Origin of the sequence: Tepidibacter sp. Z1-5 (genome assembly GCF_037844525.1) — a bacterium.
Classification (GTDB): Bacteria; Bacillota; Clostridia; order Peptostreptococcales; family Peptostreptococcaceae; genus Tepidibacter_A.
In genome coordinates, this window is sequence record NZ_JBBMMD010000016.1 from 44,118 (window position 1) to 58,684 (window position 14,567).

General features: G+C 28.6%; 4 protein-coding genes. All 4 read left to right on the forward strand.

The features are described 5' to 3' along the window. Nucleotides 1-77 precede the first annotated feature (77 nt). The 4 genes from secA to WJW32_RS04175 all read left to right on the forward strand — a co-directional run bounded on the left by secA (nucleotide 78) and on the right by WJW32_RS04175 (nucleotide 14,565). Complete coding sequence (gene secA, locus WJW32_RS04160; RefSeq protein ID WP_340255426.1) at nucleotides 78-3,356, forward strand: preprotein translocase subunit SecA; 3,279 nt, start codon at nucleotides 78-80, stop codon at nucleotides 3,354-3,356. 26 nt (nucleotides 3,357-3,382) lie between these two features. Next, nucleotides 3,383-4,054, forward strand: a complete 672-nt coding sequence (locus tag WJW32_RS04165; RefSeq protein WP_340255429.1) for a DUF6042 family protein — start codon at nucleotides 3,383-3,385, stop codon at nucleotides 4,052-4,054. 216 nt (nucleotides 4,055-4,270) lie between these two features. Beyond that, nucleotides 4,271-8,185 carry an Ig-like domain-containing protein gene (locus tag WJW32_RS04170; protein WP_340255432.1) on the forward strand — a complete coding sequence of 1,305 codons (3,915 nt, stop codon included), beginning with the start codon at nucleotides 4,271-4,273 and terminating at the stop codon, nucleotides 8,183-8,185. An 11-nt stretch (nucleotides 8,186-8,196) separates the two neighbouring features. Then, on the forward strand, nucleotides 8,197-14,565 hold the full coding sequence (locus WJW32_RS04175) for an IPT/TIG domain-containing protein (RefSeq protein WP_340255435.1): 6,369 nt from the start codon (nucleotides 8,197-8,199) through the stop codon (nucleotides 14,563-14,565). Nucleotides 14,566-14,567: the final 2 nt, after the last annotated feature.

Here is a 14,567-nt window from a genome sequence, read left to right on the forward strand (position 1 = left end):
CTTATTTTTAATTGAGGATAAAATTTCAAGATATAGGAATAATAATATTTAATGAAGTGATAGTAGGAGGAATATATATGAAAGATTTTTTTAGTGGACTTATCAATCCTCATGATAAAAAAGTTAAATATCTTCAACAAAGAGCTCAAAATATAATGGATTTAGAAAAAGAGATTTCTAATTTATCAAATGATGAGCTAAAAAATAAAACTGAAGAATTTAAAAATAGATTAAAATCAGGAGAAACATTAGATGATATATTAGAAGAAACTTTTGCAGTAGTTAGAGAAGCTTCTTTTAGGGTATTTAAAATGAAGCATTATATGGTTCAGTTGATGGGAGGAATAGCTCTTCATGAGGGCAGTATTGCTGAGATGAAAACTGGAGAGGGTAAGACTTTAGTAGCAACACTTCCTACTTATCTAAATGCATTGACTGGTGATGGTGTATTCGTAATAACTGCTAATGAATACCTTGCAGCTAGAGATAAAGAAGAAATGGAAAAGCTATATACTTTTTTAGGACTAACAGTAGGACTTACTCATAGAGAACTAAATATTAACCAGAAAAAAGAAGAATATAAATGTGATATAGTATATGGAACTAACTCTGAATTTGGATTTGATTATCTAAAAGACAATATGGTTACGGTTAAACAAAATGTAGTTCAAAGAAGCAGAAACTTCGCTATTATAGATGAGGTAGATTCTATACTTATAGATGATGCTAGAACTCCACTTATTATAACTGGAGAGGCAGCAAGACCTTCTCAATATTATATAACTGTAGACAAATTTATAAAATCTCTTCAAAAAGAAGATTATGAAATAGATAATGAGAAGAGAATAGCTAATTTAACTCAAAATGGTATAGAAAAGACTGAGAGGATATTTGGAATAGAAAATATAGCAGATATAAAAAATACAGAGTTATATCATCATATAAGACAGTCTCTTCAAGCTAATTATGTATTTATTAAGGATAAGGATTATGTAGTTCAAGATAATGAAGTTATGATAATAGATAAGTTCACAGGAAGAGCTCTTCCTGGAAGAAGATTTGGAAAAGGTCTTCATCAAGCTCTTGAAGCTAAAGAAAATGTAGAAATAAAAAAAGAAACAAAAACTCAAGCTATGATTACATATCAAAATTATTTCAAACTATTTAATAAAATAGCTGGTATGACTGGAACTGCTTATAGTCAAAAGCAAGAATTCAAGGATATATACAATGTTGATGTTGTGTGTATACCTACAAATAAACAAGTAAAAAGAATAGATAAAACAGATTTATTGTTCAGAACAAAAAAAGCTAAATTTAATGCTTTAATCGATGAAGTTCAAAAAAGATACCAAAAAGGACAGCCGATATTAATAGGAACTATATATATAGATGATTCAGAAGAATTAAGTGAACTTTTAACCCAAAAGAATATAAAGCATAAACTTCTAAATGCGAAACAAAACAAAGATGAGGCAGATATTATAACTTTAGCAGGACAAAAAGGAGCTATAACTATTGCTACTAATATGGCTGGTCGTGGAACGGATATAAAGCTTGGAGACGGAGTTTCTGAACTTGGAGGACTTTATGTAATAGGGACTCAAAGACATGATTCAAGAAGAATAGATGATCAGCTAAGAGGTAGATCTGGACGTCAGGGAGATCCAGGAGAAAGCCAATTTTTCACATCACTTGAAGACTCTTTATTCTCGAAGGTAGGAAAAGAGGCATTAGATAGAATCATAAAAATAGTAGATAAGATGAACTTGGATTCAGATGAATTTATACAGGATAAATTAGTGTCTCAAGCTGTAGATGGTATACAAAAAACTGTAGAAACTAGTAATTACAATGTTAGAAAGAATACTCTTGAATTTGACCAAATATTAAATAAACAAAGAGAAACTATATACAATGAGAGAAACAAGATATTAAATGGAGACGATATGAGCGAGTTTATCTACGGGATTTTAAAAGATACTATAGATACAAATATAGACAGTTATACATCTAATAGTGAATATCCTGAAGAATGGGATTTGAGCTCTATACAAGAGTATTTGAATGAAACATTTAAATTTAATAATTATATAGATTTTACTAAAATGGAAAGCAGCGAGATTGAAAACCTAGCAAAAGATGAGATAAAAGAAAAAGTATATAATAAGGCTCTTGAATTATACAAACAAAAGGAAAAAGTTACTGGAGAAACACAGCTTAGATATCTAGAAAGAGTAACTTTAATGAAGAATATAGATGAAAAGTGGACTGATCATTTGGATTTGGTTGATCAAATAAGACAAGGGATAATATTCCAATATATAGGAGGTCAAAGTCCAGTTAGAATATTCAACAAAGAGGCATATGATATGTTCTCTAATATGTTAGAAGAAATAAAAGAAAACTCTATAAAATCCTTATTTATAATAGCTAATATAAATGAAGAATTAGATGAAGTTCAAAAGATTAAAAGAGAGCATGAATTTAATGAAGAGCAAAGAATAAAAAGAGTAGAAGAATTAGAAGACAAATATAGAATGAGTAGATGGTTTATATCAAAAATACCATCTAATATTCCTAATATGAAGTTTAGCGTAGATATAAATGCTACAGAAGAAGTGGATGCTACTGTAAGTCTTTATTATATGGATAATGGATATGAAGAAAAGTTAGATGGGTATGATAAGGATGTTAAAATAAAAGGTATATACGTCACTGATTTTGAAAAACCTAAAGATAGAAATTGGATTATGGGGTGGTACCAGATAAAGGTATTTGTCTCAAAGCAAGAGGTTAAGCACATAAATTTTATAGTAGATAAACCATCTAGGGAGTTAGAATCTCATGAACTTAAGAATATAATGTTTTTTGAAAAGCAAAAAGAGATATTTGTAGATACGGACATAGATTGCTATGAAGAGAATATAAAAGGTGAACTTGTATATAATAAAAATGAAAAAGCTAAGATAAATTTTGAAATGCCTGTTGAAGATAATAAGGTAAAAATCAAAATGAGAAGTTCTGATAATTTATGGGAAAACGGATATTATGAGATAAGGTTAAAAATAGGTAAGAAGAAGATATTAATACCATTTATAGTATCTGATAAATACACAAAAGAGCAAGGTGTGTTTAGTCTAGATTTGAATTCAAATAAGAAAGCGCAAGAGGCAACAGGAGAGTTGATAAGCATAGAAACTAACAAAATACTTGCGGGGATCCCTATAAAGTTAGATGAAAAAGGTAAAGCATCTATAACATTTAAATCAGAGGTAATGCAAAAGGGTAGATATGAATTTAGACTTATGGATGATGAAGATATTCTTTATAGAACAATATTTATTATAGATTAAGTTTGATATGAAGAGGAGGATTTAGTATGGAGAAAAGAGTAAAGATAAACGTACCAGAAGAACTTCAAGAGTATATGTGGTTTAGATATATGCCTCTTTCAACGTACAAGACTTATTTGGTTGTAGGTGCTACTAATTCACAGCAATTAAAAGGTCTTGAAGCTACTCAAAATATATTAAATACAAATCTTGAAGGAGGAGAAGAACATCCTCAGGTAACTGAAGATAAGAAAAAATTATTAAATAAGCTGGGGCTAAAATATCCTGAATCTAGAGCTGATGATTTAGACATTCTTTTAAAATATAAACTTGTAAAGCTTGAAAAAGATAAAGAAGGAATAATGAGGTATATATATACAAATCCAGTTCCAAGACCAGAAGAAGTACTTGATTTAGATGAAGAAGAAAAACAAATATTAGAAAATATTAAATTTGAGATTAAATATCAAGATGAATTTAATAGAGTATTAACTTTAATATTAAATAGTGGACAATCATTTTCAACAATAATGGATAATATAGAAAATAGCACTAAGGTAAAACATTCTGACTTAAGAGATATACTTGCTTATTTAGAAAGAGAAGGATCAATAAAAATAACAGCAGATAAAGATGTAAAAAATCTTAGAAAAAGTGATAAAGTGTATATAAGTATAAATAAAGATGTATTTGAACAAAAGAGATTTGTAATAGATTAAAAGACCTAGTTTTCTAGGTCTTTTTTTGTATGGCGAATTTTTATTTGGCTTTTTTGACAAAAACATATAATATAATGGTGGATACAATAATTTCCACGGAAATTATACGTGTTCCATGATTTGGAGGGGGACATAATTTCCTATTCGTTATAAAAAATATTTATATTTTGACGATATATAAGACATAATGTATATTTTGAAATGGGGGGGATAAAAATGAATCGTTTTAAAAAAAGATTGAGTTTCTTTTTGATTTTTATTTTAATTTTTTCAATGATTCCATTGGGGAATGTAAGAGCAGAAGATAATACTGTTACAATGCATATAAATAGTGTAACAACCGACAAGGAAGCTTTAACTGATGGGAAAAAGGGGGTAGATTATACTGCTTCTTGGATCAACATAAATTATGCTGGTTCTTTTACTAAAAATAAAGATTTAAGTTCTATTGATGTTTTAGTTAATGGAGTATCAAAAGCAGATGATTTTAAGTTTGATTTTGATGATAAAATAGCGAATAACTTAAAAATATCTCTTAAAGATCCGAATCCTGATAAAACAAGTATGCATCCAGTTGAGCTTAGAAAGCATTCTTTATATACTATTTATATTCCACAGGGATTTTATGTAGATGGTGATGGAAAAGAAAGTAAAGCAATTAAATTTAGTTTTGTTACAAAAGGAGATGGGTCATATCCAAACGATATAATTGAAGGAATATCACCTTCAAATACATCAGAAAATGTAGATTATAAAAATGGAACTATAACATTTACTTTTATAGATGATATTGTTTTAAATCAAGAACTTTTAGATGATGAAGAAAACAATAAAAGTAAGTATATAACTATATCTACAGATCCTATTACTAATCCTGTTGGAGATAATTATATAAAGGATGATATCAAAAATTTTGACTTAGATGTAGATGGAAATAAACTTATTTTAAAAGCTGTTAGAAAAAAAGCTGACAATACAGTATCTAATGAATTAATTGACTTTGCAAAATATACTGTTAAATTAAATCCTAATACTGTACATCTAAAAAATGCTGAGAATATATCTAATGATTCTCATACTTTTAACTTTTATACAAATGATATTGTAGAATATACATATCCTGAAAAAAATCAAGAAGATGTTGAAATTAATCCACTTATAAAGTTAACTTTTAAGTATCCTATTGATACTTTAAATAAAAATAAAATAACTTTAAGTTCAGATGGAGATGAATTTGCAGTAGATATGCAGAAAGATGTATCTATTGCTCAAGATGGAAAAACATTAAAAATAGATATTAATAGTGAGCATAGAGAAGGAAGTAATCCACTTAGAAAAAATACAGTATATAGATTAAAATTAGAAAAAGGTGCTGTATCATTAAAAAAAGGTACTTTACCATTAACGGGTTGTGGCGATTTAGCAGGTAAATTATATAAAGATATAAATTTAGACTTTATAACAGGATCAAGAACGATAACCCCTGATCCGGGTCTTTCTGTAGAGGGATATTCGTCAAATGAAAGTAAAAGTGATGATATTACTAAGCCTTATGATTCTAGTAATTCAAAAGCTACAAGACTTGATAAGGATGGAAGTATATATATACATTTTAATAGAAATATAAAATGGGATGATGAGATTCTTAAAGATAGTAATCCTAAAGGTAGTGAACTTTTATCTTATTTTAAATTATATAAAAAACCTAAAGCTAGTGAAAGAGACTATGATCCAACAGGAAAGCTTTATGATAGTAAATTTATATATGATAGTTCAAAAAATAATACGGGTGGAGAAAAAGAAGAAATACATATAGAAAGTGTTGAGATTTTAAAAGATAGTAATGGAAAAAACAGAAATATTATAAAAATAAAGCCTAAATATGAACTTCTTAATTTTAATCAATATAGAATTGAGTTGGATGAGCCGGATGATAAAAGGATTATAATAGATGATTATGATAAAAAATTAAGATCAGATATAGATCAGGATATTTGGACAAAACCTTCAAGTAATATAATATCTCCTAAATGGGATATAGAAGATATAGAGGCTGAAGAAATAAAAGAAGATAAAAATGCTCCATATAAGTCTTATACATTATTTGGGGTTCCTAGATATAGTGACACAAAGCCGATTATTATAAATGTAGATAATGAAGTGATGGTGGATGTATACAATAAAGGATTATCGAACCATTTAGATGATATAAAGCTTTATGAAGGATATACTGATAATGATTCTTCAATTGAAGATAAAGATATAAAAGAGTATTATATAGAGTATTATTTTGAAAATGGGGTTAAGAAAACAAAAATTTATTTATATCCAGAAGGTACATTAGATGCTGGAAAGTATTATAATTTGAGTATACCAAAGAATGTTTTTGTTACAAGATCAAATACAAGAATGTCTAAAGACTTAAGAATTCAGTTTGTAGTAGAAGGAGATAAAGATGATTCTAAAGGGGTATATAAAGTAGTAGGGTCTTCTGGAACAAATCAATTTAATCTTATTGATTTTTATAAGAAGAAAGTTAATTTTGATATTATAGGTTATAACTTCGATGAGGATATAAGTAAAGCAAAAATAGTATTTAAAAATACATCTTCAGGTAAAAAAATTACACTTACATCATCTGAAGCTAAAATAACTTTTGAAGATGTAACAAAAGTTTCTGTAGAGATAAATGCATCTATAGCTAAGGATTGGTTTTATGATGCAGGTCCAGGAAAATATGAATTTGGGTTTGATTTTAATGATGATGGTGAGATAGATGATTTAGATGGTGATCCAGGTTCAATAGAAATAGATATAAAACCTAAGAAAAAACCTACTATTATAAGAACATATCCTGAAAATGGGACTACAGGTATAGATGAAAATGGAACTGAAGATAAATATGATCGTAGTGGAATATATTACAAAAAAAATGATGATGGTGTAAAAGTATATTACATTATAATTGTATTTGAAGATATAGATGAGTCTATTTATATAGATGATCCTAATAAATTTATTTTATATGTAGATGGAAATAGAGAGAATAATTTATTAGATGTATCAAACATTCCTGAATTTGATCGTTCATCTGGTCAAACAACTATATCTATACCTATTAAAGAAATTTTATCATCAGCAACTACATATACGTTGGTTATTGATAAAGATGCTGTATATAATGGGGCTGAAGATGGTGGAAAGAAATTAGGAAATGAAAAAAAAGAAGTTAACTTTACTACAAATAAAAATCCTGTTGTTTCAAATGTAGTTGTAGGGAGTGTTCCAGAAAATTATGACGATGATAAACCTATTGTTTTACAAGGAAGTATGTTTTATGAAGCAGGATTAGAGGTTTATTTTAGAAATTCATCAGGAGAAGAAATAAAAGCAGAAAAAGAAGAACATGATGAAGATAATGGTGTACTTTATGTTTATCTTCCTGATGGAAGTGATAGATTAGATGTTGGACTTTACGATATTATAGTAAAAAATAGCGATGAACATCATAAGTTTGAAGTTGTACATGGAGTATTTAGTGTTGTAAAAGAAGGAGATTATATTCCAAATGAAGAGTATAGAGTAAAAGGTGAAGAGAAAGAGGGGGAGATAAGAGAAAATATTAAGGTAAGTGAAGATACTATTATTCTAAGTTCTAAATATAAAAAGAAGAGTTATGTAGATATTAATTTAGATGAGCTTATGGGAGAAGATACTCTTGTTAGAAAGATAAAGTATGAAGGAAGTAAAACGGAAGTATTAGCTACATTATCTACTCAGTCAAAATATTCTGATATAGTTATTTATAATTTAAATCCTGATACTTATGATAAGCATGAAGATGTAATTGTAAATATTGGACGAGTTGAACCTTTTGTTACTAAAAATATTAAAGGTAAGTTAAGAGGGGCTAATGTAGTTTCAGATTTTATACAAGTAACAGGAGATAATTACAGCTTTGATAAAGTAATTCTAAAAATTCCTTTTAAAAGCTCGGGGGATAATATAAACGTTCTAAGATATGATGAGAAGATGAGAAACTGGTATACTGTACCTTTTAGTGTAGATAAAGTAGATAAAAATGTTTATATAGAATCTAAAAATAAGGGAATATTCGTAGTTGTAGATTAAGGAGGGAGAAGATGAAGAAAAATATATTTAAGAGAAGTTTTTTTAGGAGAATAACTTCTCTTATGGTAGTGTTTTTGATGGTATTTGGGATGATGCCATGGCAAGAAATATCATATGCAGCAGATGATACTCCTACAGTAAGGATAACATATGAATTTGAAAACCCATCTGCATTTAAACCAATATCAAAAATTATAGTTATAAATGATTCAAATTTAGGAAAAATCGAGAAGGGAGATAAAGAGGCGTACGCATTTGTTCCAAATAAAGGTAAATATGAACCTATAGATATAACGGATATGGGAGGGATAATACAAGCAGAAATAGATTTAAACTGGGATATTGATTCTATTAGAGTAATAGATAAAAAAGATGGGGATGTACTTGAATATAAAAATATGTCAAGTGCAAAAAATCTAGAAGTATCAAGTGTAGTAACTTCACAAGTAGATGCAAAAGGACCTATTGTTCTAAATGGTAAAAATCTTGGAAAACTTGTAAATGGTAGTACAGATATTAATGTAATAGTAGGAGGAAAAGATCAGACTATAACTACAGATACCAATCTGGATGGAACTCCTATAAATGATGATGAAGCAAAAATTATTCCAAATGGAGAAGCTTTTGCGCAAACTCAAATTTTACAAGACATTGTACTTACAATTAAAACAAATGACCTATCTATGGGTGTAACTGGAGCTGATTTTGATCCTAGAGACAAATATAACTTAGAAATATCAAATGTTTATAAGGATGCTGTTGAAATAGTTGGAGTTATAGCTTTAGATGGAATATCTATGTTTCCAGCTAGTGGTGAGCCTAATGATGAAATTTCTTTCACCAGAAACCCACTTCAAGAGCATGATGTATATTTTGTAAAGGATGTATCTAATAAAAGTAATTTTGATAATGCACATAAAGGTATTTTCTCAAATTACGGGAAAGATGAAAAGGGTAATAGTGTATTAAAGATTAAAGTTCCTAAGTTACCAGAAGGACCAGGAAATTATAAGGTTGTATTAACAAATAAAAACTCTTTAAGTGAAGGCATTAAAAGTAGATATGTACTAAAGAATGAAGAATTTACTTATATAGAAGCAAAAGAAACACCTGAAATAACTCATTTTACTCCAAAGGAAGCCGCTGAGAAAACAAATGAAGAAGTAACAATAACAGGATCTTATATTACAAACTTAAAGTTACAAGGATATACTTGGGATGAAAAAGTTGTAAAGTATGAGGTCTATACTCCACCAACAGAAAATACAAATGGAGCGCTTGTTGTAGATTATGGAACCCATGCATTTTCTAGTGGACAATATGTAGGTAATGCAAATGTGACAAGAGAAATTCGTGTATATATTGGGGGACAAACAGCATTTATAGCTGATAAAAATAATAAAAAACCAGGTGATACTATTCCAATTGTAGAAAACTTTGTTGTTAAGACACCTGAGGTAAATGTTGATCCCGATAATAATAAATTTAAAATTAAAATTGCCATAGACACTAAAATAAAAATGATAGATGGAGAGAAAGCTGAAAAAGTATTAGAAATGCATAAGGAAATATATAGTGATGATTATTTCACTTTTATCCCTAATACAGATATGCCACAAGTTAAAGAAATGATTCCAAGTGTTATACCTATTGAAAAAAATGAATCAGATGATAACTATCATATTTCTCCTAATTTTACTCAAAGAAATCCTAAGTTAATGGAAGTAAATATTTTTGGAGACAAGTTTTTGGTTACTAGAAATTCTGATAATAAAATAGTATATCCTAAAGTTAAAATAGGAGATATAGAAATCGATCTTAATGATCTTAATGATACAGATAATTCAATCGTTAATTCTTTTGAAATACTTAATGGAGAAACTGATGTAGATGGAACAAAAAACAATGAAATAGGAAATAGAATAAAAATAGTATTAAAAACAAGCAAAATATCAGATATAGAACACATTGGAAAACAGCCTGTAAGCATTTCAAATCCTTGGAGAAATCAAGATGATAAGTTTGATCCATACATACATTTTGATCAAATTGTAGATTTTAAAGAAATAGGGATAAATGATTTTCCAACTATTAGTGATATTAGTCCAAGACAAATTGCAGTAGATAGTAATGATTTAGTCACAGTTATAGGTAATAATTTTCATGATGGATTAAAAGTATTCATTGATGGAAAAGAAGTAACAGGAGTAAAAGTTAGTGGAGATAATCAAAAAATAACATTTAATGCTCCTAATGGAAGAGAAGGAGAAACTCAAATTGTAGTTGTAAATCCAAATGATGCATTAGCTAGTTACCCTTTATGGTATATAAAAACTTATTCTCAACCCAAATTTGATAGTTTAAATCCAGATATGGGAACTACTAATACTACAGTTACTGCAACTGGGGAAAACTTTAAGGATAAAGATCCAACAGTAGATGCATCTGATTATAAAAACTTAGATGAAACCATGATCTATAGATTAATGGGGACTAGGATATTTATGGATGAAGATATAGCTAAAGATATAAATAAATATAATAGAGATGATGGAGCTATTAAATTAGAACCTTTCACACAAGATAAATTTAAGAATATAAGAGAAAATATAATAGTAAAAGAAACTTCAGATGAAGATGAACCTATTACTGTAGGTAAAGACTTTAGAAGTACTATTTTATTAGATGAAACAAATAAAAAATTCTATGCTATAAGAGAACAAAATAAACAAATTAAAATAGAAGATGGTTTAGGTACTGAGTATTTAATAATGTTTAAAAATGGTGATATCATCGCTAAAAAAGAAGGTGTTGAATACTCTGTTATACAGGACGAAAAAGGTATACTAAAATTTGATACTGATATAGAGTTAAAAGCATATACTCCATATGAAGTAGATCAAGATGAAGATGGATTTGATACAATTGTAGGAAATAGAGTGTTTTTTATAGATTCTTCTAAGCTTATTTTTAATGTTCCTTTTCTTGGAACTGCTAATAAAGTTTGCGATGTTAAAATAGTAAATCCAGATACAAAAAGTGTAGAAAAAAAAGATGCTTTTAAATATTTTGCTTCTTCACGTACTAAACCAGTAGTAACAAAATTTGATCCGGTATCAGGATCTGTAGATGGAGGAAGTATAGTAACTTTTACAGGACCAGATGACTTAGATACAAATACAAGGTTTGTAGATTATATTACAAAAAAAACACGTGTATTTATAGGAAATCAAGAAGTTCCAGCTGAAGATGTATACGTTTCTGCAGATGGAAAAGAATTAACTATTAAAGTTCCTAAATATAATAAACAAATAAAAGAAGATTGGGAAATAGAACCTATCGTGTTAGTAAATCCTGATGGAGGAAGCTTTAATATAACAATAAACGACCCTATTGTTATTGATGGAAACAGAGTGACTGGATATACATATGTAAGACCTCAAAGTAATCCGGAAATTGAATCTATTATCCCTATACCTGGAAATGCAGTAAATATAAAAGGGAAAGATTTTAGAGATTTTGAACCATATAGTGATGAAAATGGTAATGGAGAAAAAGAAGCTGATGAAAAAGAGACAATAGATATTGTAAAAGGAGACTATTATGAAAAATTCTATTTAGATGGAATCCTACAAGATGGAACTGTAAATGATAGTCTTAAAAATGGAAGATATGATATAGAAGAAAAAATAGTAGGAGGAGAAAGAAAGAAGTCTAAATACGATGAAACTCGTACATATATAGATTCTCCACTTCTTCCAAAGGTGTATTTTGGAACTAAACAAGCTGAGATTATAGGTTTTGCATCTGATGAAATACAAGTAATAGTTCCTGAAGGTGAAGGAAGTGTAGATGTATACATAGTTAATAATGATACAGGCATTTCTAATACTATAAAGTATACCTATGAAAAGACAAATATATCTATCTCGAAAGTTTATCCTGATATAGGAAATAAAAAAGGTGGAGACATTATTGAAATAATAGGAGATGGATTTGATCCTAAAGTTAAGGTTAGGTTCGGAAATATTACTAATAGACATTTGGCTACAGATGATATAAATGCTGGAGTAATAACACCAGGAAGTACAGTAAGAGTAATGTTAGAAGAGCCTCTTAGAACATATAGAGCAGAATATAATACACAAAGTAAACAACTAGTTCTTTATATAGAAGAAGGAGAAAGTGTATATACTTATACAGAAAACAATTACGATGGTTCTATAAAGTATATTGATACATTAAATTTTGAAAATGAAAAAGGGAAATATACAAAACAAGAATTAATTAAGGTAGGAGTATATATAGATGAACAAAAGATAAATAGGTTTCTTTTAGAAGCAGGATATGCTCCAGAGGTTATTCCTGATAAGGAAAATCCAAAGAAAAGTCTTAAAGTTAAGACTCCAAATTATAATACTATAGGAGTTGTAGATTTAATTGCAGTTAATCCTGATGGATCAGAGGCAAAAGCACAGTTCGAATATAAAAACCCTGATAGTAAACCTACAATTATAGCAGTAACTAGGGATGGACAAAACCCTGAAGAAACTACTGATGAAAATAATAAACCAATAAAATTAGTTCATGTAAATTATAAAGGTGGAAGTACAATAAATATCAAAGGAACTGATTTTAGAGAAAATGCAACAATCTCTATAGGAAGTATAAAAAATATTCCTTATAGTGAAATAACATCAAATCTTCCTAATGAGCTTACTTTTAAAATGCCTGCTATGGATGAAAGTGTAGTTGGTCAAAAATATCCAGTAGTTGTTCAAAATGAAGATGGAGGAATGGCACGTTCAGATGATTTAGAGCCTCCTATATACATTGTATTTACAAAAGGAGAGACGTCTCCTCAAATTGATAAAATAACTCCAGATACAGGGACTTCTAAAGGAGGAACAACAGTTACTATACATGGTTCAGATTTTAGAGATAAAATGGATGGATTTGAAGATAAAAAACTTATCGTTTATTTCGGAGATGAGCCAGTTGAAGATGTAAAGTATATAGACCATACAACAATAATAATTGAAAAAATACCACCTCATGCACCAGGAACGATAGAAGTAAAAGTAGAAAATCCAGATGGAGAACTTTCTAATACTGTTGAATTTACTTATTCAAGTAATCCAAAAATAACAGGAGTAGTTGATCCTACAAGCAATAAAAGTATATCTGAAATATATATAGATGGAGAACAAGAAATAAAAATCAAGGGTTCTGACTTTATGAATGGAGCTAGAGTTATATTTGCACCAGTACTTGAAGAAGTTAGTGGTGATAATACTTCAGGGGAAATAATAACTATTGATGGTAAAAAATACATTCTAAAAGAAGGAATAGAAGGATCAGAAGTTAAATTTATAGACTCTCAAAACATGACAGTTAAAACTCCACAAGGAAAGTTAGGAAGTAAAGGAGTTATTATAATAAATCCAGATAAAGCAGCAAGTAATATATTCGATATAGTTTATGTTATTTCTAAAGTAGATGCTCCAACAAATGTATATGCTGATATTTTATATGAGAAATATATAAAAATAACTTGGAATAAAGTAGATGGTGCAACTTCTTATGAAGTATATGTAATAGAAGATGACAAAGCACCGTATCTTATAGGAACTACAGACTTAACTTCATTTGTATATAGAGATTTAGAGCCAAAGACAGGTTATAGATTTATAGTAAAGGCACTTGGAGAATACGGACTTTCAAAAGGCTCTGAAAAGAGTAATGAGGTTACAACAGGAAGGAATGTAGGACCTGAGGATAAAGATGGAGAGTTATCAGATAATACAAGTACTACAAAATCAGGAAACACTGCAAATATAGTAATTGGAACTAAGGATTATGATGACAAAGATATAATAATAGATTTGACTAAAGGTAGTCTTGCAGGAAGTAAAGAAGTAGTTGTAAGTATGCCAGCTAAAGTAGTCTCAAGTTATTTAGCAAAAGATGTAATTATTTATGGTAGTGATTTTTATATTAAATTTAATCCAACGTCATTTAATGTTTCCAAGATGAGTGAAAACAGAAATAAAGATGACGCAGGAGTTAAATTTAAGGTGGCTTTAAATAATCAAAATGATTCAAGTTCTTTATCAAGTGAATATATAGTAACTGCAAATGCTTTTGTTGGTCAGGATAGTACTGAAATAGATTATTTAAAATCTAAAATAGAAATATCTCTTGATTTTGATTCAGCTAAAGCAGATTTAAGAAGAATGAGAAACATATCACTAAGAAGATATGATCCTTACAATAATGAATGGATATATATAAAACAAAGAATGGATGATTATTCTACTTCTATTAACTCTAAAGTAGATAGACTTGGAAGATACTCTGTTGTTGGGAAAAGGAGGTAGAT